Source organism: Pseudomonas sp. H1_G08, from assembly GCF_054681355.1.
Genome location: NZ_CP162822.1, coordinates 4700609 through 4724540 on the forward strand (window position 1 = coordinate 4700609; position 23932 = coordinate 4724540).

Annotated in this window: 17 protein-coding genes; 8 read left to right on the forward strand and 9 right to left on the reverse strand. The window is 60.2% G+C overall.

What is annotated here, in order from left to right:
* Position 1: 1 nt before the first annotated feature.
* Positions 2 to 4606, forward strand: a complete 4605-nt coding sequence (locus AB4N85_RS21420) for a dermonecrotic toxin domain-containing protein (RefSeq protein WP_252868485.1) — start codon at positions 2 to 4, stop codon at positions 4604 to 4606.
* On the opposite strand, the gene pdxR is transcribed toward AB4N85_RS21420, so the two are convergent.
* Positions 4563 to 6113: a MocR-like pyridoxine biosynthesis transcription factor PdxR gene (gene pdxR / locus AB4N85_RS21425; protein WP_252868486.1), complete on the reverse strand. Its 1551-nt coding sequence runs from the start codon at positions 6111 to 6113 to the stop codon at positions 4563 to 4565. The genes AB4N85_RS21420 and pdxR overlap by 44 nt on opposite strands.
* A gap of 93 nt (positions 6114 to 6206) precedes the next feature.
* Here pdxR and AB4N85_RS21430 point away from each other — a divergent pair, with 93 nt between their 5' ends.
* From AB4N85_RS21430 to AB4N85_RS21440, 3 genes are read left to right on the forward strand one after another with little or no spacing between them, the layout of a single operon-like run.
* Positions 6207 to 6830, forward strand: a complete 624-nt coding sequence (locus AB4N85_RS21430; protein WP_252868487.1) for an FMN-binding negative transcriptional regulator — start codon at positions 6207 to 6209, stop codon at positions 6828 to 6830.
* A gap of 10 nt (positions 6831 to 6840) precedes the next feature.
* On the forward strand, positions 6841 to 7287 hold the full coding sequence (locus AB4N85_RS21435) for a GNAT family N-acetyltransferase (RefSeq protein WP_252868488.1): 447 nt from the start codon (positions 6841 to 6843) through the stop codon (positions 7285 to 7287).
* Between the two features lie 12 nt (positions 7288 to 7299).
* Complete coding sequence (locus tag AB4N85_RS21440; RefSeq protein WP_252868489.1) at positions 7300 to 7971, forward strand: GNAT family N-acetyltransferase; 672 nt, start codon at positions 7300 to 7302, stop codon at positions 7969 to 7971.
* Positions 7972 to 8093: 122 nt separating this feature from the next.
* On the opposite strand, the gene AB4N85_RS21445 is transcribed toward AB4N85_RS21440, so the two are convergent.
* Complete coding sequence (locus AB4N85_RS21445) at positions 8094 to 8996, reverse strand: homocysteine S-methyltransferase family protein (RefSeq protein ID WP_252868490.1); 903 nt, start codon at positions 8994 to 8996, stop codon at positions 8094 to 8096.
* 113 nt (positions 8997 to 9109) lie between these two features.
* Here AB4N85_RS21445 and AB4N85_RS21450 point away from each other — a divergent pair, with 113 nt between their 5' ends.
* Together AB4N85_RS21450 and AB4N85_RS21455 are read left to right on the forward strand one after the other, a co-directional pair.
* Positions 9110 to 9931 (forward strand): ABC transporter substrate-binding protein, encoded by an 822-nt coding sequence (locus tag AB4N85_RS21450; protein WP_076564634.1) that lies wholly within the window; start codon positions 9110 to 9112, stop codon positions 9929 to 9931.
* A complete protein-coding gene (locus AB4N85_RS21455) occupies positions 9928 to 10764 on the forward strand; it encodes an amino acid ABC transporter permease (protein ID WP_056790962.1) in 837 nt (278 codons plus the stop codon). Before AB4N85_RS21450 ends, AB4N85_RS21455 begins: the two co-directional genes overlap by 4 nt.
* 7 nt (positions 10765 to 10771) lie before the next feature.
* Here the strand turns inward: AB4N85_RS21455 and AB4N85_RS21460 are convergent, their stop codons facing one another.
* The gene (locus tag AB4N85_RS21460; RefSeq protein ID WP_252868491.1) at positions 10772 to 11071 is read right to left on the reverse strand and encodes a helix-turn-helix domain-containing protein; all 300 of its coding nucleotides are present in this window, start codon (positions 11069 to 11071) and stop codon (positions 10772 to 10774) included.
* A 329-nt stretch (positions 11072 to 11400) separates the two neighbouring features.
* On the opposite strand from AB4N85_RS21460, the gene AB4N85_RS21465 reads away from it, so the two are divergent.
* Positions 11401 to 13638, forward strand: a complete 2238-nt coding sequence (locus AB4N85_RS21465) for an autotransporter outer membrane beta-barrel domain-containing protein (protein ID WP_435406358.1) — start codon at positions 11401 to 11403, stop codon at positions 13636 to 13638.
* A gap of 209 nt (positions 13639 to 13847) precedes the next feature.
* On the opposite strand, the gene oadA is transcribed toward AB4N85_RS21465, so the two are convergent.
* Together oadA and AB4N85_RS21475 are read right to left on the reverse strand one after the other, a co-directional pair.
* A complete protein-coding gene (gene oadA, locus AB4N85_RS21470; RefSeq protein WP_252868493.1) occupies positions 13848 to 15656 on the reverse strand; it encodes a sodium-extruding oxaloacetate decarboxylase subunit alpha in 1809 nt (602 codons plus the stop codon).
* 11 nt (positions 15657 to 15667) lie between these two features.
* Entirely contained in the window at positions 15668 to 17083 is a 1416-nt protein-coding gene (locus tag AB4N85_RS21475; protein WP_024014853.1) for an acetyl-CoA carboxylase biotin carboxylase subunit, read from the reverse strand.
* Positions 17084 to 17273: 190 nt separating this feature from the next.
* Between AB4N85_RS21475 and AB4N85_RS21480 the strand changes: the two genes are divergently transcribed.
* The gene (locus AB4N85_RS21480; protein WP_252868494.1) at positions 17274 to 18236 is read left to right on the forward strand and encodes a LysR family transcriptional regulator; all 963 of its coding nucleotides are present in this window, start codon (positions 17274 to 17276) and stop codon (positions 18234 to 18236) included.
* On the opposite strand, the gene AB4N85_RS21485 is transcribed toward AB4N85_RS21480, so the two are convergent.
* The 4 genes from AB4N85_RS21485 to AB4N85_RS21500 all read right to left on the reverse strand — a co-directional run bounded on the left by AB4N85_RS21485 (position 18178) and on the right by AB4N85_RS21500 (position 23706).
* Positions 18178 to 18381, reverse strand: a complete 204-nt coding sequence (locus AB4N85_RS21485; RefSeq protein WP_080902479.1) for a PA3496 family putative envelope integrity protein — start codon at positions 18379 to 18381, stop codon at positions 18178 to 18180. The two genes, AB4N85_RS21480 and AB4N85_RS21485, sit on opposite strands and share 59 nt — an antisense overlap.
* Positions 18382 to 18528: 147 nt before the next feature.
* Entirely contained in the window at positions 18529 to 19524 is a 996-nt protein-coding gene (locus tag AB4N85_RS21490; protein WP_252868495.1) for an IS110 family RNA-guided transposase, read from the reverse strand.
* A 314-nt stretch (positions 19525 to 19838) separates the two neighbouring features.
* Complete coding sequence (hexR, locus tag AB4N85_RS21495; protein WP_007962240.1) at positions 19839 to 20705, reverse strand: transcriptional regulator HexR; 867 nt, start codon at positions 20703 to 20705, stop codon at positions 19839 to 19841.
* Between the two features lie 127 nt (positions 20706 to 20832).
* The gene (locus tag AB4N85_RS21500; protein ID WP_460065773.1) at positions 20833 to 23706 is read right to left on the reverse strand and encodes a putative bifunctional diguanylate cyclase/phosphodiesterase; all 2874 of its coding nucleotides are present in this window, start codon (positions 23704 to 23706) and stop codon (positions 20833 to 20835) included.
* Positions 23707 to 23932 lie beyond the last annotated feature (226 nt).

A 23932-nucleotide genomic window follows, 5' to 3' on the forward strand; every position in this document is an offset into this window, starting at 1 on the left:
CATGACCGCCATTCCCAAAGCCAGTGCCGTCGATATCGTGACTCAGCTGGTTACTGGCCCCTCACTGCAGGAAGTCGCTTCAAAAACGCTGCGCGATGCCCTCAAGACGCTGTATCCGAATCTCGACATAGACCCGCGTCTGGCGATGGTCGTGCAACCCACCTGGGCCATTGTGGATGGTCGAGTCGTACCCGACGGGTATCAGGCTGGATCGCTGACCAACGCCCTGGTGCGGCTCGGCCTGTCCGGCACCACGGTGACGTACCTTGATGGCGAGCATTATCTGACCCTGCAACCCGGCATGCCCGCACCCGCGCATCTGCCGGTAAAGATCGATGCCATCGGCCTGTTGCTCAACGAACTGGCGCCACTGCTGTTCATCGCCTACAAGGAGCAGCACGTCGAATACTGGGACGAGTTCACCTACCCCGGGCAACCGCGCTGGCAGCAGTTGTCCGAGGCACTGCGCAACCTGTGGAACGTCGATGCCAGCGTCGGCTGGGACGCTGACGAGATCGCCATGGCCCGGGCGATTTTCAAACAGCCCGACCCGCAACAACGCCTGGCCCCCGCCCCGTACTCGGCAAAGGCATATCTGATTGACCTCGATCGCGGTAGCTCCGACAAGTCATCGCACTTGACCCTGGTCGATGCCGCAGTAGTGATCGGCACAATCGCAGACCGCAAGTTGATTCTCACCCACGCGGTCACCCAGGGCTTTCAGCGTTTCGATTCACTGGAGGAGCTCGGCGAGGCTCTGCTGCGGATATATGGCGCAAGCGCCTCGGGCGAAGATCTCAAGTGGCGGCTGGTCGAACCCCAGGGCAATTTCTTCGACCAGCAGGCGTGCACGCTGATTTCCATGGAAGCGGATGCCTTGGGCGAAATCAGTTTTTTTCAGGATTCCCCTGGTAAACGCGTCTATCCGCATACCGGCACGGCCGGCAAACCGGCTCAACCGACACCGCGCCTCGAAGCGCACTTCGAGCGTTTGCAGCCGATGCTTCCGGACTGGCTGAACGACGCACTGCCCATGGATCAGACGCGTTACAGCCGGCACCTGCTGGATCTGACAACGCTGCAGCACGAGAACAACGGCAAATCCTTTCAAAGCGAAATCACCAGCCTGCAGGCGTTCACTCGTGCAGCGCTGATCAAACAGATTCTCAAGGAGCAGCCCGGCGCCAAAGACGTGAACATCGACAACATCGAAATCACCATCACCAGTCTCGTGGTCTGGGGCACGTTTGTATTGCCGGGAAATACTCAGGCTCAGACATGGACGCTGACCGAGCTTGCCCTGCAAAACCTCGCAGGCCTGCCGTTGGGCAACAAGACTGTGCGGTACAAGGATGGCAGCCCGGTACCCGAGTGGATGAGCGCGACTTTTCTGGAAAAACTGGTCAGCACGGTCGACATCGGCAAGACCTACCCGGCGCATCTCAAGGCCATGCTGCTAGACGACCCCGTGCAAGCGCCGCTGTTGCAAGGGCTCTACACCAGTCAGTTGCGCATTGAGCTGCCATTGCTGGCGTTGCAGCACAAGATCCGGGGTAGAGCCGGCCTCGATGAATCGGGTTATCGATACGTGGTCGCCGCATTCGCCACGACTGGCGCGGAACGCTACGTCGATGGCGAGGAAATCGTCATTCGCCCTTTGGCCTTCGTCGCTCATCGCAGCCGCTCCACCGCAGACACTGTCGACAACATGTATGTCATAGGCCCGCGCGATGCCGACAAAGGACCGTGCGTGCTGTATCGACCGCTGTTCGACAAGACTCTGCTGCAATATCCGGGGCCCGCGAATCTGCTTTTTGCGATCCAGCATTCGCGACATTTGCGTGACTCGGTACTGGCCTGGTTGCCGGACGATGTGCGCTTCAATTACAGCCAGTTCGTCTTTACCGCCAGGCTGCCGTCGGTGTGGACGATCCCGCAACTGATGATCAATCCGACCACTGCGCTGGATATGTCAGGCGCGGTTGCGCTGGGCACTCAGGTGATCGCCAGCGATGTCCTCGCAACCCTGCACGAAAGCAACGTCAAGGCGCTTGTCACTCAAGCCGACCGGCAGTCGGTCTCCGATGCCGAAGCACGCTGGGCCTCGCTGAAACAGGGCGGCTGGGTGATGCTCAATGCCGCGCTGCCGTTCCTGGGCCGCAGCGTAGGCACAGCGGCGTGGATCTGGCAGATCATGGATGATCTGCAGGAAATCACCGACGGCGCCAACGAGCAATCGGGGAAGATCGCCTGGACGGCCATCGCCGATATTCTCCTGGCGCTGGGCATGGTGCTCGCCCACCGTGCGGCGGTGGGCGATGCGCCATCGACACCCGTGGCCACGGAGCTCGAAGAGGACCCAGCGACGACCAGACCTGCCGCCAGAATCGTCAAAGCGCTGCGCCAGCCCGATATCACCGGCCCGCAATTAACCCAATTCCATGGCACATCGATCGACAGCATCACGGCGCTGAAGCGATCCCCGACGGCACTCGCCACGCTGTTGGACGGTTTCGAGGTCGGCAAGCCCAAAGCCCTTGGCGCAGCCACCCGGGAAGGCGCGTACCGAGACCTCTACGCCCACGCAGACAAATGGTACGCCCGGGTCGGTGAGCGCTGGTTCGAAGTCGCGCGCAACGCGCATGGCGATGTGCACATCGTCGATACGCGTCAGCCCACCCGACCAGCCGGGCCCAGGCTTGCCTATACCGCCAATGGCCAATGGGTGATAGATCTGCGTTTACGCCTGCGCGGAGGCGGGCTGGAGGACGGGCGCAAGGTGGCGCAAGGCAAAAAAAACCAAGAGGTGGCCGTATTGTCCGAGCAGATCACCGCGTTCGATTTGACGATGGAGAGCAAAGGCAGCCTTCTCGATACCGAACGCAACAGCCTGCGCGATGCCCCTGCGCAGGCACGCGAACAAGCGCTTGCGCAGTACCTCGCCACGCTCGATTCACAGCACAACGAATATGCCGCGAACATTCAGCTGATCAAGACACTCAACTGCAAGCAATCGATTCCCAACTACCGCACGGTCATGCCGGAGCGGTTGGACATGCAGTTGTTTCTGGGGCAGGAGTGGCTCAGTAATAACGCTTCGGATTACCAGCAACGCGTACTGAGGGTGCAGGCGATACTGGACGACGAACTGCGCGGCGAATCGCAGGCAGTCACCTCTGCGTTCGAACAGTTGAACGATGCCACTCAAACCATTATCGAGAAAATGGAGTCGGCTGAAGCCTGCCTGGATGAACTGACCAGGCTGGGACCTGATGGCCTGGAGATAAAGCAGAAATACAACATCAGCCTGGCGCCCTACCCGCTGGATGATCTGAAGACTCTGCAGATCAGTCTCGGCCAGTACACCTGCATCAAACCCGGCGATTCCACCGCTCATGTCGAGGCACAACAAGCGCTGGCCAGTCTGTTCGAAGATGCTGCGCTGAACGTTCAGAGTTCGCGGGACCTGAGCGCCGATGAAAGCCTCAGTGATCTGCGCATACGCATCGACGCCCTGAGTCAGGTGAGCGAACAGTTCGCTTCCGTGGACAAGCGTTTCGATGACCTGGCGAGTGAATATTCCGAACACATACACACGGAACGACTCAGGCAATTGCAGGCGCGCGTGGCCGCATTCAAGGATAGCGCCGACAACCGACTCGCCGACCTGTTGCGCTACCGGCATTTACTGGTGCCGCAAGCCGGTCCGTCGAGACCCGCAACGTCAGCTTCGAATCGGCAGATCATCAAGACACGCAACAAGGGCACCCTGGTCGGCCAGCGGAAAAAAAGCCTCGACGGCAAGAACACCGATCTGGTCGAAGTCGGTACGGCGCTGACGAGAGTGATCGCGACATTCAAGGAGGAATCGCCAGGTATCTGGGTCGAGCAGAATGCACGGCCTGCACCGTTGCCTAAAGCCCGGCCCAACCTCAACAAGAGCATCAGCGAAGGGCAGGCATTGATCGACGGGCTGGCGGCGTTTCATCGGCGCATCGAGGCGCGTCTCAAACGCGGCTCGCGCATTCCAGTGGAGGTCGAAGAGGAATACCACAACCACGCCACCCTATTGCGCAAAGCCTGTGCGGCGATCGATGAAGCGTTAACGGCGAGTAACCTCACCGCTGCTCTGCATGAACCGTCCGAAGAGCTCAACCACAAGCTCGACGCTGCGGCTACGACACTGGAGCAAAAAGGCACCAGCACGCGAATCCGCCTGGTCAAGCAACAACTGCCAACAGCTGCCGGGGTCGAGTGGCTCAAGGACAAGGGCGAAGTGAGCATCTCGAAAACCCTGACCCGACGGCGTCTGAGGCGCCATCAGAACGATTTTCTCGACGAGTATCAGATTCGTGATGCGCATACCGACAAGGTCCTCTGCTATGCGCATTTCCATTACAGCAGCGTCGACGCGCCCGTTGGTGCATTTGTGCGTGGACATATGAAAACGCTCGCTCAGCACCGCATGGGGGGCGTCGCCGAAATAACGGGTGTGGATAATCAAAGGCTGATTGAAATCCATCGCAGCGAAATTTCCAGTCGCAGCGCCGAAACGCTGTTCTTCAATCTTGCCAAGCCTGCCGCAGACGCGACAGCGCCGCTTTGATCGCAGGCTCTGGTACGGCGGCAAAACCCAGCACCAGGCCGGCGCGCTGATCCATGGGCGTAGTCGAGTCGGGTAACCAGTAGCTGCTCAGGCCGTTGATTTCGACATCGACATCAGCGGCCTGAGCGATCAATTGCTGCTCGCGCTCGATGCTGTCCACGGCGACGGTCAGGTGCAGCCCGGCCGACACGGCCGGCAACTGACCGACACCGGCGACCGTCGGCCAGCCTTCGAGCAGGCAGTTGCGTCGGCTCAGCGCAGCCCGGCGCATGCGACGGATATGTCGCTGAAAATGCCCGGCAGCCATGAATTCGGCCATCACCGCTTGGGTGCTGACCTCCGAGTGCCGCACATCGACGGCGCGGCGTTGCGCAAACGCGTCGACCAGCGCTGGCGGCAGCACCAGATAACCAAGGCGCAACGCCGGAAAAGCGACCTTGCCGAAGGTGCCGACGTAGAGCACACGCCCCTGACGATCAAGTGCGGCCAACGGCGCCAGGGGTGCGCCGGTGTAGCGGTACTCGCCGTCGTAATCGTCTTCGACGATCCAGCCGCCGACCCGCTCGGCCCAGGCGAGCAATTCCAGACGCCGGGCCAGACTCATCACCACTCCGGTCGGGTACTGATGAGACGGCGTGACATAAGCCACCCGACAATCGCTGAGCTGAGCCATGGCGCTGCAATCAATGCCGTCGCTGTCTACCGCCACCCCATGCAATTTCGCCCCCGCCACAGCGAAGGCATGCCCGGCCGCGCGGTAGCCCGGATTCTCGATCGCCACACCGTCCCCCGGCTCGACCAGCAACTGTGCACAAAGGCTGATGCCCTGCTGCGCGCCACTGGTGATCACAATTTGCTCAGCCGTGCACTGCATGCCGCGCGAGCTGCGCAAATACGCAGCAATCATGCCGCGCAGCCGCGCGTCACCGGCCGGGTCGCCGTAACACAGCTGCTGTAAATCCGGTTTACGCCAGAAAGCCGCGTTGAGCTTGGCCCAGACCTCGAACGGAAACAGATCGAATGCAGGCACACCCACCCGAAAAGCACGCGGCGGACCGCTCGGTGGTCGTGGCAAATGATGCTTTTCAATGCGGGAAAATCCGTCGCTGTGGATAACTTTGCTGGATGAATTCACAGGTAAATCCAGCCAATTTGTGGATAAGGCTGTGGGTAAGCCTGTTGACAAGCCTGTGGATGAATTTGTGGATAGTTTTTTCTCAGGCGTGGATGCCTGAGCCAATTGCGCCACGTAAGTACCGTCGCCCACGCGCCCTTCGATAAAGCCCTCGGCATACAACTGATCGTAAGCGCGCACCACGCTGTTACGGGAAATGCCCAGCGCCGAGGCCAGGTCACGGCTGGCCGGCAATCGCGTGCCACTGGCCAGACGTCCATCAAGCACCCGCAGGCGCAAAGACTGATAGAGCTGGCGACTCAGGCCCTGACGGCGATCGAGTTCGATTCCGGCCGGATTGAAAGGCATCGACAAGGGTGGCAGATCAGGCATGGCGAATGGACCTATGAAATGGCTCGGCAATGGCTCTTACAACGGACCAATAGCCTGCCTAGGATGCAGGCATTCGCCAAGGAAAATCTGTCCATGTACACGCCACGCGCCTTTGCCATCGAAGACTTGTCCCAACTGCACGAACTGATCCTCGCCACGCGCCTGGCCATTCTGGTCAGCCACGGTGAGAACGGACTCCAAGCCAGCCACGTGCCGGTGCTGCTGCATCGCGAACAAGGTGAATACGGCACGCTCTACGGCCATCTGGCCAAGGCCAATCCGCAGTGGAAAGACCTGCGTGACGGCGCCGAGGCGATGTTGATCTTCGCCGGCCCGGACGCCTACGTCAGCCCGGGCTTCTATCCGAGCAAGGCCGAGCACGGCAAGGTCGTGCCGACCTGGAACTACATCGCCGTGCACGCCTACGGTCAGGCCGAGACCTTCAGCGATGGCGGCCGCTTGCTCGACATCGTCAGCACCCTGACTGACCGTCACGAAGCGGGCCGCGCCCAGCCATGGTCGGTGGACGATGCGCCAGCCGAATACATCGACGGCATGCTCAAGGCCATCGTCGGGTTTGCCATTCCCATCGACCGCCTCGAAGGCAAACGCAAGCTCAGCCAGAACCGCAGCGCTGAAGACATTGCCGGCGTGCGCGAAGGCCTCGCCGCCAGCCCCGACGCCAACGATCAAACCCTCGCCCGCTTGATGCGCTAAGGAAATCACCATGACTGAGATCGACATTCGCCAGGTCAGCGCCGACGACCACGATGCCTGGCTGCCGTTGTGGCAAGCCTATTTGCGCTTCTACAACACCGAACTGCCGGACGCCGTCACCCAGAGCACCTGGCAGCGCTTTCTCGACCCGAATGAACCGACCCACGCCGCCCTCGCGTGGGCCGATGGCAAAGCATTGGGCATGGTGCATTACATCTATCATCGCTCGAACTGGAGCATCGAAAATTCCTGCTATTTGCAGGATCTGCTGGTGGTGCCGGAAGCCCGTGGCACCGGTGTCGGTCGGCTGTTGATCGAGCATGTCTACGCTACCGCCAAGGCCGATGGTTGCTGCAAAGTCCACTGGCTGACCCATGAAACCAACGCCACGGCGATCCAGCTCTACGAGCGCATTGCCGAACGCCCGGGATTCATGCAGTTTCGTAAAGCCCTTTAAGGAGACGCGCACATGACTGCTTCACTCGCTGACTGGAAAGGCGTCCCCGCCCCCTCCGCCACCCTGCTCGAGGGCCGTTTCATTCGTCTGGAAAAACTCGACCCGGCGCGTCATGGCGATGAGCTTTACGCCGCCCTCGAAGGGCCGGGTGCCGATCCGAAGCTTTGGGATTACTTGCCTTACGGTCCGTTTCGCGAGCGCAGCGCGTTCAACGACTGGCTGAACAATCATGCGGCCAACAGCGACCCGTATTTCTTCAGCATCATCGACCGTGCGACTGGTCAGGTCCAAGGCATCCTCAGCCTGATGTCGATCGTCCCGGCGCAGGGCCGCATCGAAATCGGCCACGTCACTTTCGGTGCGCCAATGCAACGCTCGCCGAAAAGCACCGAGGCGGTGTACCTGCTGGCCAAATATTCGTTCGAGCTGGGTTACCGGCGCCTGGAATGGAAGTGCAACAACGGCAACGCCCGCTCCAAATACGCGGCCGAGCGTCTGGGCTTCAGCTTCGAAGGCGTGTTTCGCCAGCACATGGTGGTCAAGGGGCAGAACCGCGATACCGCGTGGTATTCGATTCTGGATGCGGAATGGCCGGCGATTGGTGCAGGGTTCGAGCGCTGGCTGAGCGATGAAAACCAGACGCCTGCTGGCCAACTCAAAGGTCTGGCCGAATGCCGTAGCTGAACTTCACGGATACCCCTGTGGGAGCGAGCCTGCTCGCGAAGGCGGTGTGTCAGTCACCGCAGATGTTGACTGACTGACCGCTTTCGCGAGCAGGCTCGCTCCCACAATGGGCGGGGTCTTTCTTAACAACGCAGTTCTTGCGCCAGCACCGCAATGTGCTCCGGGCCGATCCCGCAGCAGCCACCCAGATGACTGGCGCCGCGCTGTTGCCAGTCCAGCGCCCAGTGCAGATACCCCGGCGGATCGAGATCGTCACGCAACGGGTCGAGGCCGTCGTTGGCCGTGGCTTCTTTCGGTTGCGGAGGAAACGCGTTGGCATACGCGCCGATATTGATCCTGACGCCGAGACGCTCAAAGGTGGCGCGCGCCGCGTCGATTGCTGCGCCAATCACTTCAGGCTGACTGCAGTTGAACAGCAGGGTTTCGACGCCGAGTTCAGCCGCCACCGCAGCCGCTTCGGCCACTGGCTCGCCAGAGCGCAGGCGCGGCACTTCATCGGTGTCTTCATCCTTGAGCGTGAATGACAGCCAGAACGGTTTACCGTCCTTCGGCAGCCCGGCGTAGATAGCGCGGGCCTCGACGATCGAGCTTTGCGTTTCTGCCAGCCACAGGTCCACATGTGGCGCCAGACCGTTAACCAAAGGCGTCAACAGTTCGGTCACGCGACCAGCCTCGAACAGATCCGGACGGTACGAACCAAACAGCGGCGGCAACGAACCGGCAACACGCACTGGCTTGCCGGATGTCTGCACCGCCCGCCGCGCCAACTCCCCCGCCAGTGCCGCAAGCGCCTGGCCTTCAGCCGCAAAGCGCGCCTCGCCAATGTGAAATGGCACCACCGCGTAACTGTTGCTGGTGATCACGTCGGCGCCGCTGTTGATGTAAGCGGCATGCACCGCCTCGACCGCCTGCGGCGCTTCACTCAGCGCCAGTGCCGACCACTCCGGCTGGCGAAATGGCGCCCCGGCGCGTTGCAATTCACGGCCCATGCCGCCATCGAGAATGACCGTACTTGCTGCGCCCATATGCTTTTCACTCATATGCTTATGAAAATAACTCACTATCAGAGTCGTTCTTATAACTATTTAATACGCACCACTCGGTTAATAACAACCTCTTTTTTCAACAGGAAGCGACTGTGAAACTCCAACCGCTATTGGCCCTGGGCCTGACCATTCTGGCCGCATCCACCCAAGCCTTCGGCGGCGCGACGCTGGACCGTGTCGAACAGAAAAAAGAGCTGGTCGGCGTGCTCATGGAAAGCTATCCGCCCTTCTCATTTCTCAATGAGCAGAATCAACTCGACGGTTTCGATGTCGACGTTGCCAAAGCGGTGGCGGACAAGCTTGGCGTCAAACTGCGTCTCGAAACGCCGTCCTGGGACGTGATCGCCGCCGGTCGCTGGAGCGGGCGCTACGACATCTGCATCTGCTCGATGACCCCGAGCAAGGCCCGCGCAGAAGTGTTCGACTTCCCGGTCGAGTACTACGCCTCGCCAGCGGTAATCGTGGTCAATGCCAAGGACGATCGCATCCACAGCGCCAAGGATCTGAGCGGCAAAAAGGTCGGCCTGACCAGCGCCTCCAGCTACGAAAGTTATCTGAACAAAAATCTGGTGATCGAAGGCGCCGAGGATACGCAGTTGCAGTATCCGTTCGAGGATGTGCAGATCGCCCCGTACGACACCGACAACGTCGCCTTCCAGGATCTGGGCCTGGGCGCCGGCGTGCGCCTGGATGCAATCCTTACCAATCTGGTCACCGCACAGCCGCGTCTGAATCAGGACCAGCGCTTCAAATTGGCCGGCGAACCGCTGTACTCGGAACCGAACTCGGTGGCCATCGAAAAGGGTGACCCGCAGTGGGACGCCAAGGTGCGCGAGGTGTTTGCCCAGCTGAAACAGGACGGCACCCTGAGCAAGCTGTCGCAGAAATGGATCGGCGCCGATATCAGCCAATGACTTCTTTTCCGACCCCGCCACAGCCACCGCAACCGGTGGCTGAAACACGCCTGCAAAAGCTCTTTGGTTTCCGCACGCGCCTGTACCTGACGTGGGCGGCGCTGTTCTGCCTGTTCGCCGGATTCTTCCTCAGCTTCGACCTGAAGTTCGCGATCATCCTCGACAAACTGCCCAACCTCGTTGGCCTGAAGCTGGCGCCAAACGGCTTCCTGCAAGGCGCAGCGCTGACGCTGTTTCTCTGCGCCTGCTCGATCATCGCCTCGTCGCTGCTCGGTTTCATCACCGCGCTGGCGCGCCTGTCGAGCAGCGCCGTGGCGTTTGGCATCGCCAGTTTCTACACCTCGTTCTTTCGCGGCACGCCATTGCTGATCCAGATCCTGCTGATCTACCTCGGCCTGCCGCAACTGGGCATCGTCCCCGGCGCCATCGTCGCCGGCATCATTGCCCTGTCGCTGAACTATGGCGCCTACCTGAGCGAAATCTTCCGCGCCGGCATCCTCGGCGTCGATCACGGCCAACGCGAAGCATCCCTGGCGCTGGGCCTGCGCGAAAGCGTGATCTTCTGGCGCATCACCCTGCCCCAGGCCATGCGCACGATTATCCCGCCGACCACCAACCAGTTCATCTCGATGCTCAAGGACTCGTCGCTGATCTCGGTAATGGGCGTCTGGGAAGTGATGTTTCTCGCCCAGTCCTACGGGCGCTCAAGCTATCGCTACATCGAAATGCTCACCACGGCGGCGATCATCTACTGGCTGATGTCGATCGGGCTGGAGCTGATTCAGGCACGGATGGAGCGGCATTTCGGCAAGGCTTATGTGCGCCGTAGTTGAGGTGCATTCAAATGGTGTCCCGGCGAATCCGCACTACGCCCATTTTCATGCCGAAGGGGCGGAACACCGCGTTCAGCGACTTCAGGGTCTGATTGCCTTCGCCATGTTCGATATGCACCAGCGTGCGCACTGAAATCTTGCACATCTTCGCGAACTGGGACTGATGCAGACCGGTGACTTCGACCCGTAAACGGCGCACGGCGTCACCGATTTCCAGAGTGCCTTCGGCCAGTGATTGCTGAATGCTTTCGATGAGCGCCATTCGATCAAGGACAGTAAGGTCCCGTGCAGATTTGAGTTTACTCATGACGCGGCTAATTCGTTTTGTGAAGACGCAATTTAATGCAGCGTGATGACAGTTTTGGTAATTAAACTGCAACAAAATGCAGACGGGAGCCGCTGGGGCTTCAATCGACGCAAAACAATGCAGATGTACCCCGACGTATGTCGCTGTGACCCATATCGGCTGTAGGAAAACGAACCGCCGCCACCGCGCAAAAGTCTTGTTTGCGAAATCCCGTGAGGATTTTCGACAGAACGGTCCGACGTCGCCTGCACAGCATCAGGAACCGACCGACATCGTGTTTTTCAAGGCAGCAATAGAGTTGAGCCTTTCATACAAGGAGGTTGAACTCGATGCCTGCCCTACACAAATACCGTCCCCATCACCTCGCTTTGGCGATCGCGCTGACCATTGGATCTGCCGAGGCGTCCATCGAACAGCAACCTGACGTCCAGGTTTCTGCAGAGATCAGCGAAGACAAAACCGCCAAGCCTCGAAAGAAGAAAACGCCCACGCCGAAAGCGGATCCTGATGACTTGTTTGCGATCAAGGAATTCATCGGCCCGCTGGAGCACACTTCTCCGTCGCCCGGACAGGCCTCTGACGCGCCTTCGGTCGATGCCGTACGCGCGACGGTTGCGATCGAGGATTTCAGTCCGGCCTTTTATGAAGGGCTGGAGTTTCCAGAGTTCGTGGTGGAGGAAACCGACGATGAGGAATTCGATCTTGTCGACCCGTTTGAACGCGACATGTTGGCGATCACGACGCAGCGCTCTTTTGTCTCGAGCCCGCTCGAGAATATCGACGGCGTATCCCTGCAACTGGGCGATGGAGATGACCTGCTGGTGATCAATAAGGGCGCCCGATGGGACGGTCGCCTGGACGGTGGCGAAGGTGCGAACGGGCTGCTGTTCAATGCCATAGAAGGCGGCGAGATCGGTGAAACGCGCAATTTCTCAGCCATGCGTATCGCACGTGGACAGTGGACCCTGCGTCACGCTTTCGAGGGTGATGCTGACGTCAAAGCCGACGCCGTGCTGATCAACTACGCATCGATCAATGGTGTCGATGTCGACCCGGGAGCGGTTTTTGGCGGTTATGGACATGTGACGGGGCTGTATGTCGCAGGAACACTGCTTGCCAGCCAGCAACACGGCTCTCCCAATATCAAAGGCAATCTGACGCTCCAAAAGGACGCTGTGTTTTCTTACGCCGTATCTGCCGACCGCGGCTCAGATCCCGTGCATGTTAAGGGCACCGCAAGCCTGGGAGGTGCGCGTGTCGAGATTTATGGCGTACCGGGCGACTACGCTCGTACCAATGAGTATCGGCTGTTGTCTGCAAACGTCATTGATGGCGAGTTCGGTGAGGTCACCACGAATCTGGCCTACATGACACCAACGCTCTCCTATGAGCCAAACGCCGTGAAACTGCACTACGTGCGCAACGATGTAGGGTTCGAAGAACTGGCCCAAACGCGCAGTGCTCGTTCGATTGCGCGGAGCATGGATAATCGAGAGGCTTCCACTCGAGCTTTCGAAATCGGCGCCAACAGGGCCGTCGCCGCACTGCTGACCAGCGATAAAACCACCGCGCCCATCGCCCTCGATCAACTTGCCGCAGGCAGCAATGCCAACCTCGCCAAAGCCACGCTGAGCAGTATCACGCCGGTCAGTACGAGCATGCTTTCGGCGATGCGGCAGCTGGACAATCATTCCGCCTCGACCTACGGCTCGCGCAGTTCACCGCGTCAGGCCGCAGGCAGCGAAGACTCCGGACGGGTGTGGGTTCAGGCGCTGGGCCACGGCGGCAAGGTTGACCGCGACGCTGACGGCATCCTCCAACATGCCACGCAAGGGCTGGTCGTGGGCGCTGACTGGCGACTCGATGAGCACTGGCATGTCGGCCTGCTTGGCGGCAAATCGCAGACGAAACTCGATGCCCGCCAGTACGACGGCGACCTCGACAGCTGGCACCTCGGTGCCTATGCCGTGCGTCAGGACGGCCCGCTGTCGCTGCGTCTCGGCGCGACCTACGCCAGCCATGACGGCAGCAGCACACGGCGGGTCGCGTTCAAGGGTTTCAGCGATCGTCTCAAGGGCAATTACGACGCGAATACTCAGCAAGCATTTGCCGAGGCCGGGTTCAATCTGGGCCGGGATCGCTTAACCCTCGAGCCCTACGCCAACCTCGGCTATCAGCGCTATCAGCGCGACAGCTACAACGAAAAGGGCGGCGACGCGGCGTTGAAAGTCTACGGCCAGACCCGCGACAACTTCAGCAGCACCTTCGGTCTGCGTGTTGCGCAGGTCAATACGCTGGATAACGGCATGCATTTGACCCCGCGATTGAGCGCAGGCTGGAAACATACCTACGGTGACATCGACAGTGACACCCGCCAGCAACTGCGCAAGGGCGGCAAGCGCTTCGATGTGACCGGCGCGGCACTGGATCGGAACAGCCTCGCGGTGGATGCTGGGTTGGATCTTGGGTTGTCGACAGCGCACACACTCGGCGTGGGCTTGACGGGTGAGCTGGGCAGCGACAGCCGAACGTATGGCGTGGCGGGTCAATGGCGCATGGCGTTCTGATGGATTAAGCACGCCTCCTGTGGGAGCGAGCCTGCTCGCGAAAGCGGTGCATCATACAAAGATGCCATTGGCTGACCTGGCGCATTCGCGAGCAGGCTCGCTCCCACATTGGCTCTTCAAGGGAGCTGGGTAACGGCGGAAATCACAGGCAAAAAAAAGGGGAGCACATGCCCCCCCGAGGTTTAAAGCGTTGGATCGCGACTGTTATCTCAGCCTTCGATCTCGATGAGGATTTCGCCCGGGTTGACCCGGTCGCCCTTGGCCACATGAATCGCGGTGACCTTGCCGGCAATGGCAGCCTGGACTTCGGTTTCCATCTTCATCGCTTCGGTAATCAATACCGCCTGGCCCGCCTTGACGCTGTCGCCCTCCTTGACCAGCACATCGACGATGTTGCCGGGCATGGTGGTGCTCACGTGGCCTGGTGCCGAGGCCTGTTTGCGTTTGCTGCTGCCACCACCGACAAATTCGTTGAGCGGTTCGAACACCACTTCTTCCGGCATGCCGTCAATGGACAGATAGAAGTGGCGCTTGCCTTCGGCCTTGACGCCGACACCAGTGATGTCGACGCGATAGGTTTCGCCGTGCACATCGATGACAAACTCGGTCGGCACACCTTCGCCACCCGCCGAGGCAACGGCGCCCGCTTCCGGGATAGGCAGCAGCACTTCAGGTGTAAGGGTGCCGGCGGCGCGTTCTTCGAGGAACTTGCGGCCGATGTCCGGGAACATGGCGAAGGTCAGTACGTCTTCTTCGGATTTGGCCAGTGCTCCGATATCGGCACGCAGCTTGGTCATTTCCGGCTTGAGCAGATCGGCCGGGCGCACGTCGATGACGTCTTCGCTGCCGATCGCCTGACGGCGCAGTTTTTCATTGACCACCCCCGGCGCCTTGCCGTAGCCGCCCTGCAGATACAGCTTCACTTCGTTGGTGATGGTCTTGTAGCGCTCGCCGGCCAGTACGTTGAAGAACGCCTGGGTGCCGACGATCTGCGAAGTCGGGGTCACCAGCGGCGGGAACCCGAGGTCTTCACGTACGCGCGGGATTTCTGCGAGCACTTCGCTCATGCGGTTCAGAGCGCCCTGCTCTTTCAACTGGTTGGCGAGGTTGGAAATCATCCCGCCCGGCACCTGGTTGACCTGCACACGGGTATCGACGGCGGTGAATTCGCTTTCGAACTGGTGGTACTTCTTGCGCACGGCATAGAAGTACAGGCCGATTTCCTGGAGCAGCTCCAGATTCAGGCCGGTGTCGTACTCGGTGCCCTTGAGCGCGGCGACCATTGATTCGGTGCCCGGGTGGCTGGTGCCCGAGGCGAAGCTGGAGATCGCGGTGTCGATGTGATCGGCGCCGTTTTCGATCGCCTTGAGCTGGCACATGGCGGCCAGGCCGGCGGTGTCGTGGGAGTGGATGAACACCGGCAACGACTGCTCGGCTTTCAGAGCACGCACCAGTTCACCAGTGGCATACGGGGTCAGCAGACCGGCCATGTCCTTGATCGCTACCGAGTCGCAGCCCATGGATTCCATTTGCTTGGCCTGGGTGACGAAAGCGTCGATGGTGTGCACCGGGCTGGTGGTGTAGGCGATGGTGCCTTGCGCATGTTTGCCGGCAGCTTTCACTGCTTCAATGGCAACGCGCAGGTTACGCACATCGTTCATCGCATCGAAGATGCGGAACACGTCGATGCCGTTCACCGCTGCTTTGGCGACGAAAGCTTTGACCACGTCATCGCTGTAGTGGCGATAGCCGAGCAGATTCTGCCCGCGCAGGAGCATTTGCAGGCGGGTATTGGGCAGCGCCGCACGCAGTTGGCGCAGGCGCTCCCATGGGTCTTCCTTGAGAAAGCGCACGCAGGCGTCGAACGTCGCGCCGCCCCAGCATTCCAGCGACCAGTAGCCGACCTTGTCGAGCTTGTCGCAGATCGGCAGCATGTCTTCGGTGCGCATGCGGGTGGCGAGCAGCGATTGGTGAGCGTCGCGCAGGATGGTGTCTGTTACGAAGATTTTCTTGCTCATTCTTGTATTCCTCACAGGCCTGCGTGGGCGGCGATGGCGGCGGCGATGGCCAAGGCCAGCTCTTCGGGTTTGCGCTTGATCGAGTAGTTGGTCAGTTCCGGGTGGCTTTCAACGAAGCTGGTGTTGAACTGGCCGCTACGGAATTCCGGGTTGCGCAGGATTTCCTGGTAGTACGCGGCGGTGGTCTTCACGCCCTGCAGACGCATGTCGTCGAGGGCGCGCAGGCCACGGTCCATCGCCTCTTCCCAGGTCAGCGCCCAGACCACCAGTTTCAGGCACATCGAGTCGTAGAACGGTGGAATGGTGTAGCCGGTATAGATCGCCGTGTCGGTGCGCACGCCCGGGCCGCCGGGGGCGTAGTAACGGGTGATCTTGCCGAAACTCGGCAGGAAGTTGTTCTTCGGGTCTTCGGCGTTGATACGGAACTGCAACGCAAAGCCACGGTGCTGAATGTCTTCCTGCTTCACCGATAGCGGCAGGCCGGAAGCGATGCGAATCTGTTCGCGGACGATGTCGATGCCGGTGATTTCTTCGGTGATGGTGTGTTCCACCTGCACCCGCGTGTTCATTTCCATGAAGTACACCTCGCCCTCGGCGAGCAGGAACTCCACGGTGCCGGCGTTCTCGTAGCCCACAGCCTTGGCTGCACGTACCGACAGGTCGCCGATGTAGGCGCGCTGTTCCGGGGTCAGCTGCGGGCTCGGCGCGATCTCGATCAGCTTCTGGTTGCGGCGCTGGATCGAGCAGTCACGCTCGAACAGGTGCACGACATTGCCGAAGCTGTCGCCAAGGATCTGCGCTTCAATGTGCTTGGGATTGACGATGCATTTTTCCAGGAACACTTCCGCCGAACCGAACGCCTTGGTGGCTTCGGAGATGACCCGGGGGAAGTTCTGTTCGAGTTCTTCGCGGCTGTTGCAGCGACGGATACCGCGACCGCCACCACCGGAGGTGGCCTTGAGCATTACCGGGTAACCGATGCGATCGCCTTCGACCAAGGCTTCTTCGATGCCGGAGACGTTGCCCTCGGTACCGGGCGTCACCGGTACGCCGGCCTTGATCATGCTGCGGCGCGCTTCGGTCTTGTCGCCCATGCGCCGGATGACTTCCGCCGACGGGCCGATGAATTTGATGCCGCGCTCAGCGCAGATTTCCGCCAGCTCGGCGTTTTCCGAAAGGAAGCCGTAGCCGGGGTGCAGCGCATCGCAGCCGGTTTCCACCGCCAGGTTCACCAGCTTGCGCGGGTTCAGATAGCCGGCCAGTGGCTCGGCACCCACGCTGTGGGCCTCGTCCGCACGCTTCACATGCAAGGCATGGCGATCGGCGTCGGAGAAAATCGCAACCGAGCGAATGCCCATTTCGGCGCAGGCTCGTACGATGCGTACGGCAATCTCACCACGGTTGGCGATCAGGATCTTTTTTATCACTTGGAGGTTCCCTTGAGCCGGTGGCACCACGACCTGCTAGACCCAGGTCGACGCGTGACCAAATGTTTCAATTCAGTCGCAGGTCCACACTAGCGCTGCTGAGGGATTAACAAAAATGAATAAAAATTGGGTCAGGCATAAGCAAACACTTATAGTTGAATTACCTGACCGCTGACCGAGCCTGAAAACTATGCGTAAGTCATTGATGCGTATGACATTGCGTCAATTGCAGATCTTCAATGAGGTGTGTGATTTACGCTCGTACAGCCGCGCCGCCGAGGAAATGTCCCTCACACAACCGGCCGTCAGCCTACAGATTCGTCAGCTGGAAGAGCTGATTGGCCAGCCGCTGTTCGACTATGTCGGCAAAAAACTCTACATGACCGAGGCGGCGGAAGCGCTTCAGCGCGCCAGCCGCGACATTTTCGGGCGCCTGGAAAACCTCGACATGCAACTGTCGGACATGCAGGGTTCACTGCAGGGTCAGCTGAAACTGGCGGTGGAATCGAGCGCCAAATATTTCGTGCCGCATCTGTTCGCCGCGTTCAAGCGCCAGCATCCGGAAGTCAATTTGCAGCTGACCGTGGTCAACCGTGGCCAGGTCATCCGCCGCCTCTCGGACAATCGCGATGATCTGGTGATCATGTCGATGGTGCCGCAGGACATGGGCCTGGAATTCCTGCCATTCCTCAACAATCCGATTGTCGCCGTGGCGCGCCCGGATCATCCGCTGGCACACATGGGCCCGTTGCGCTTGCAGGATCTGGAGCCGTATACGCTGCTGATCCGCGAGCCGGGCTCGGGCACACGTCTGGCCTGCGAAGAATATTTCAAGGAAAAGCGCGTGCACTTCACTCAGACCCAGGAAGTGGCCTCGGCCGAAGCTCAGCGCGAATGCGTATTGGCGGGTCTGGGCCTGGCGCTGCTGACGCGCCACGCCCTGAACCTGGAGCTGGCGACCGGCGGCCTGATCGAGCTGCCGGTCGAGGAGTTGCCGCTGATGCGCAGCTGGTGTCTGGTGCAAGCCAAAGCCAAACGGCTGTCACCGGTGGCGCACGCCTTCCTGGCGTTCATCCGCAGCGAGCGGGCGCAGATTATTGCGCTGGTTGAGCGTTTCGACGGGAAGCGGCGGGCGCTGCCTGCCAGTGCGTGATCTCGGGAAAATCGCCGATCTCGGCCTGAAGCTGGCGAAGTTCGAAGCGATCCTCGATTGCGCGGCGAAATTCCATGCGGCGCTGATCTTCCTGCTGACGACGGGTTTTCGCGGCGCTGTTGCGTTCTTCGTAGGGCTGAGCCATTTCGAGTCTCCCAGGGCGAGTACGGGAGTTTTACGATAGGCGTGGGGGATGACGGTTTGATGAAAGTTTCCGTCAAAAACCAAAAGATCGCAGCCTTCGGCAGCTCCTACAGGGAACGCATTCCAAATGTAGATACTCTGTTCACGGTCAAGCTTTTTGGGTGTGTTTATCGCTAAAAAGCTTGGCTGTACTGAAGTCTTCGCCTGCCCGCATGCAGGCCCATAGTCCGGTCAGGTATTTGCGCATGACTGCGACAATAGCCTGCATCTTCCTCTTTCCTCGAGCCACCAAGGCTTCGTAAAACGCTTTAACGTTCGGGTCGCAACGTATGGCAGTCAGCGCAGGCATGTACATCGCTGATCGCAAATAGGCATTGCCGCCCTTACTTATCCGGCCGGGTTTATCAATGCTGGTGCCTGATTGCGTGAGTCGGACATCGAGTCCGGCATGGCGGCTGACCTGCGCTGACTTGAGCGTTACCGGTAAGGTCGTCAGTTCAGCCAGCGCCGCAAATACTGAGATCTCACCCATGCCAGGGGCGGCGATCATGTGGGCGAACTGGGCGCTCAACGTTGGGCAGTTGTCGATCAATGCACGACCCGCTAGTCGGAAACGCTCGATTCGTTTGTCAAAGGCTTTGATGGCTTCTTCTTCGTCCTCAATCAGCATCAGAAGAGTTGTTTGAGTGGCTTTTAGTGCATGCAGCTCGTTTTTGGCGCGGGTGCGATGACCCGTCAAACGATTGATGTGGCGACCGATAGCGCGCAGCTCAAGCTGTATTGAAGTGGGCGGCGTCCACAACCTTGGGCTCATGCGTTCGCCGTACTCAGCTAATAACTGGGCATCGATTGCGTCCGTTTTGCTGTTTTTCAGCATCAGCTTTGCAAAGTTGTGAAAACTCTTCGGATTGATAACCGAGACTGGCAAACCCGCCGCAGCTAGCTCCATGGCCAAGTCCAGATAGTAGATTCCTGTGGCTTCCATCACCACAGACATAGGCTTGAGCTCAAGCAATTTGCCGACAGCAGCTTTGCGCCCCGCCGGTGTCTGGTCGATATTGCACTGACCTGCAAAGCGGCCGCCATTGCGCCAGCCCATCGCTGTAGTGCGAGATCCCACATCCAAGCCGACGTGCATGTTCATGCTTTCAACTCCAAGAGAACTGAGTTAAAAATGCTTCCTGGTTCCCCTGACCTCGAACTTCATGCCACTGCAACCTTGTAATGCGAAGTCCGACTCGTCGGCTTCTCGATACTCTTCGTGGTGGGCAATGAGGCGGGGGGACCTCTCTACATGCAAGGTCAGGAGCAAGTCCTGCCTTAAGGAGCGATCGGTCTCCCCCAGAAACACATCTTCGTATGTCGCACCAGCGAGCTTAGATCTCATTCATGCTGGTGTGTGGGGAACATACAAGGAGCTGCCGAAGGCACGGGCCGCGATCGGACGATCTTTTGATCTTAATCGTCCAGCGCTTTCACGGCCTTGGGCGACAAACGCAGACTGCGCAGACTGCGCTTCACGCTCTTGAGGTGATTGACCAGGCTCGGCCCGCGCGCCATGGCCACGCCCATCGCCAGCACGTCGATCACCACCAGATGGGCGATTCGCGAGGTAAGCGGCGTGTAGATTTCGGTGTCTTCATGCACATCGATCGCCAGATTGACGGTCGACAGTTCGGCCAACGGCGTCTGGCTCGGACACAGGGTGATCAACGACGCCCCGCTCTCACGAACGAGGTTAGCGGTGATCAGCAAATCCTTGGAGCGCCCTGACTGGGAAATACAGATCGCCACATCGGTAGGCTTCAGCGTCACAGCCGACATCGCCTGCATGTGCGGATCGGAATACGCCGCCGCGGTCAGCAGCAAACGGAAAAACTTGTGCTGTGCATCCGCGGCCACCGCTCCGGAAGCACCGAAGCCGTAGAACTCGACACGCTGCGCCTGGGACATCAGCGTCACCGCGCGTTGCAGCTCCACCGGGTCGAGCTTCTCGCGCACTTCCATCAAGGTGTGCAGCGTGGTGTCGAAAATCTTCAGGCTGTAGTCGGCGACGGAGTCATCTTCATGGATCGCGAACTGACCGAAGCTGGCGCCGGCGGCCAGGCTCTGAGCCAGTTTAAGTTTGAGATCCTGAAAGCCGGAACAACCGATGGCGCGGCAGAAGCGCACGATGGTCGGCTCGCTGATGCCGACGCTGTGAGCCAGGTCGGCCATGGAGCTGTGCATCACTGCCGCAGGGTCAAGCAGCACGTGGTCGGCGACCTTGAGCTCCGACTTGCGTAACAGGTGACGTGACTGGGCGATGTGTTGCAGCAGATTCAAGGGGCTGGACTCTTCTTGTGGGCAAGGATGTAGCAAGCTTGTAGTTATACTACATGAATGGGCATTTTGCCTGCTCAATGCGTAACTCGATGTCCCGGCATCAGGCGCGCTGAGGTGCATGTAGCCCTTACTGCGGATTGGCCTGATCACGCAAAAGCCCGGCCAGACGGGCAGCGTCCACCGGCCGGCTGATCAGATAACCTTGCACTTCGTCGCAGCGTTCGGCGCGCAGAAATGCCAGCTGATCCTCACGCTCGACACCCTCGGCGACGACTTTGAGGGCCAGTCCGTGGGCCATGGCGATAATCGCGCGAGTGATCGCCGCGTCCGCACTGCCCTCGCTCAAGCCGCGAATGAACGCCTGATCGATCTTCACGTAATCCACCGGAATGCGCTTGAGGTAACTCAACGACGAATACCCGGTACCGAAATCATCGATCGCCAGTTTCACCCCCAGATCGCGCAGTTGCTGGAATGTGGCAATGATGTGTTCGACGCTGTCGAGCAAATGGCTCTCGGTCAGCTCCAGCTCGAGGTAGTGCGGCGCCAGCCCGGTTTCTTCCAGCACTTGCCGGACCAGACTGACCAGTTTGCCCTGACGCAGCTGATGCACCGACAGGTTCACCGACACGCGGATCGGCGCCAGCCCCTGCCGTTGCCATTCGCAGGCTTGCCAGCACGCCTGACGCAAAACGAATTCGCCGATCGGCCCGATCAGACCGGTCTCTTCGGCCAGGCCAATGAAATCTGCCGGCGGCACCTGGCCCATGCTCGGATGATCCCAGCGCACCAGCGCTTCAGCGGCATTCATGCGGCCGGTTTGCAGGCACAGTTTGGGTTGGTAGAACACTGTCAGTTGCTGTTCTTCAATGGCTCGGCGCAAGTGGTTTTCCAACTGCAAGCGTTCGAGTGTGCTGGCTTGCAGGCTGTCGGTGAAGAACTGGAAATTGTTGCCACCCAGATGCTTGGCATGCTGCATGGCCATGTTCGACTGGCTGACCAGCGCGGAGATCTCACGCGCGTTGTCCGGCAACAGGCTGATGCCCATCGAAGCGCTGACCACCAGTTCATGCCCGTCGACGCTCAGCGGCAAACGCAGCTTGGCCGACAACCGCGTCGCTACCCGTGCCAGGCTCGACAGATTGCCGTAGGCATCGAACAGCACGGCAAACTCGTCTCCGGACAAGCGCGCAATGGTGTCGGCCTCAGGCAAGGCATTGACCAGCCGCCGCGCCATTTTTTGCAGCAGCTGATCGGCGACTTCATGGCCGAGGCTGTCATTGAGCAATTTGAAACGATCCAGATTGATGTGCAGCAATGCGAGACTGCGGCGCCCGCCCTGCCGCACCCGCTGATGGGCTTCGTGCAGGCGTTCGCGGAACAGTGAACGGTTGGCCAGGCCGGTGAGCTCATCGTAATGGGTCAGATAACGCAGGCGTTCTTCCGACGCACGCCGTGCCGAGAGATCGGCGAAGAAGCCGACAATATGGCTGACATTGCCCCGGCTGTCGCGCACCGCGTTGAGCTGCAACCACTGCGGGTACAACTCGCCGTTCTTGCGGGTTTCCACCAACTCACCCTGCCAACTGCCGTGCTGCTCCAGTGCATGCCGGATCGCCACATAGTGGCGATGGGCATCGCGGCTGCAGGGCAACTCGACGACGTTGCGCCCGAGCATGTCGTCGATCTCGTAACCGGTGACCAGGCTGAACGCCTGGTTGATCGCAATCAGCGCGTAGTTCGGGTCGAGAATCACGATGCCCTCGCTGGCCGCTTCGAACACCGTGGCCGCCAGCCGCTGCTGCTCTTCAAGACTTTTGCTGGCGCTGATATCGCGGCGAGTGCCGACCATGCGGATCACCCGGCCGCTGGCGCTGCGCTCCACGGCGCGGCCACGGTCCTCGATCCACACCCAGTGGCCGTCGCCGTGGCGCAGGCGATACTCAACCTGATAATCCTCGGTGCGCCCCTTCAAATGCTCGACCAGGGCGAACTTGAGTGACGGCACGTCTTCGGGGTGCAGTCGTGGCTTGAGGTCGCGCAGCAGCGCGGTGACGTACTCCGGGGCGAGGCCGAACAGTTCCTGAATCTGTGTGTGATGGACTTCGTCGGTCTGCAGGTTCCAGTCCCACAATCCGAGCTCACTGGCCTTGAGCGCAAGCGCCAGGCGCGCTTCGCTTTTGCTCAGGGCCTGATTGGCGGCATCCAGTTCGCGGCTGCGCTGGGCCACGCGATCTTCGAGGTCGACCTGCGCTTCACGCAACTGCGCCTCGGCACAGCGGCGCTGTTCGATCTCTTTGCCAAGCTCCTGATTGAGTTGTTCGCTGCGCGTCTGCGCTTGCTGCAAATGCTCGATCAGATGCTGATTCTGGAAGCGCCGCAGCAATCCACGGTCGATCAGCCGATTGACCTGCCATGCCACCACACTCAGCGAACCGAGCAGGATCAGACCCAGCCAGCCCCAGCCCCGCGCCTGATCGTCGCCGCCCCAGAACAGGTAGCCGATCGCTGGCAGCAGGCACGGCAAGGTAAACGAGAGGAACGCCGGCAGGCTCACCGCGTAGGCGACACTGGCCGACAGCGTTGCCGCGCCGATCAGGCCGAACACCCAGGCTTGCTGCATGAAGTTGTCAGCGGGCACCAGAGCGATGCCGGCTCCGGCCAGGGTCAGGCCGGTCATGGTCGAACCGAGCAGGAACATGCGGAACCAGATTGGCTGGGCCTGACGATCGGGAATCGCCGAATCGAACGCGGCCACCTGAATCACCCGCAGCGCGACCAGCGACAGCAGCCACACCAGCCAGACGCTGACCACGAAGTAGCGCTGCGGGCTCCAGAGCAAAGCGGCGCAGACCAGACCATTGATCAACATGAACAGCGTGGGCAACAACGAGCCCTGATACAGCAGACGCGTGCGCTCCACCGCCATTTCGACGGCATAGTGCTTGCGGATCACCCGGGGGTCCACGGAGGGCCCCGACAGTTCGGCGCTGAGGATCATGGGCAACGTTCTTGTTCTTATAGGAGGGCGTGCGCCCGAAACGTGGACGGAGCATACACAAGCCGATCCCGATGCCAAACTGCTGCCGATCACAATTGCGGGGAAATTTTCCGCCGCTTGCGCACCGCTGCAACCCCTCAGGCGAGACGGGCCGAAGCCTGCAGCCAGTGACCGACCGGTCGTCATCGGCAGCACTTTCATCGGCTAATGCAACGCACGGTTTGCC

What these genes read in the sequence shown, in the direction of transcription:
- AB4N85_RS21455 (WP_056790962.1), top strand. Translation starts at nt 9,928, where the DNA reads ATGACTTCTTTTCCGACCCCGCCACAGCCACCGCAACCGGTGGCTGAA.
- AB4N85_RS21445 (WP_252868490.1), bottom strand. Translation starts at nt 8,996, where the DNA reads ATGGGCGCAGCAAGTACGGTCATTCTCGATGGCGGCATGGGCCGTGAA.
- AB4N85_RS21435 (WP_252868488.1), top strand. Translation starts at nt 6,841, where the DNA reads ATGACTGAGATCGACATTCGCCAGGTCAGCGCCGACGACCACGATGCC.
- AB4N85_RS21490 (WP_252868495.1), bottom strand. Translation starts at nt 19,524, where the DNA reads ATGAACATGCACGTCGGCTTGGATGTGGGATCTCGCACTACAGCGATG.
- AB4N85_RS21465 (WP_435406358.1), top strand. Translation starts at nt 11,401, where the DNA reads ATGCCTGCCCTACACAAATACCGTCCCCATCACCTCGCTTTGGCGATC.
- AB4N85_RS21440 (WP_252868489.1), top strand. Translation starts at nt 7,300, where the DNA reads ATGACTGCTTCACTCGCTGACTGGAAAGGCGTCCCCGCCCCCTCCGCC.
- oadA (WP_252868493.1), bottom strand. Translation starts at nt 15,656, where the DNA reads ATGAGCAAGAAAATCTTCGTAACAGACACCATCCTGCGCGACGCTCAC.
- AB4N85_RS21460 (WP_252868491.1), bottom strand. Translation starts at nt 11,071, where the DNA reads ATGAGTAAACTCAAATCTGCACGGGACCTTACTGTCCTTGATCGAATG.
- AB4N85_RS21430 (WP_252868487.1), top strand. Translation starts at nt 6,207, where the DNA reads ATGTACACGCCACGCGCCTTTGCCATCGAAGACTTGTCCCAACTGCAC.
- AB4N85_RS21420 (WP_252868485.1), top strand. Translation starts at nt 2, where the DNA reads ATGACCGCCATTCCCAAAGCCAGTGCCGTCGATATCGTGACTCAGCTG.
- AB4N85_RS21485 (WP_080902479.1), bottom strand. Translation starts at nt 18,381, where the DNA reads ATGGCTCAGCCCTACGAAGAACGCAACAGCGCCGCGAAAACCCGTCGT.
- AB4N85_RS21500 (WP_460065773.1), bottom strand. Translation starts at nt 23,706, where the DNA reads ATGATCCTCAGCGCCGAACTGTCGGGGCCCTCCGTGGACCCCCGGGTG.
- pdxR (WP_252868486.1), bottom strand. Translation starts at nt 6,113, where the DNA reads ATGCCTGATCTGCCACCCTTGTCGATGCCTTTCAATCCGGCCGGAATC.
- AB4N85_RS21480 (WP_252868494.1), top strand. Translation starts at nt 17,274, where the DNA reads ATGCGTAAGTCATTGATGCGTATGACATTGCGTCAATTGCAGATCTTC.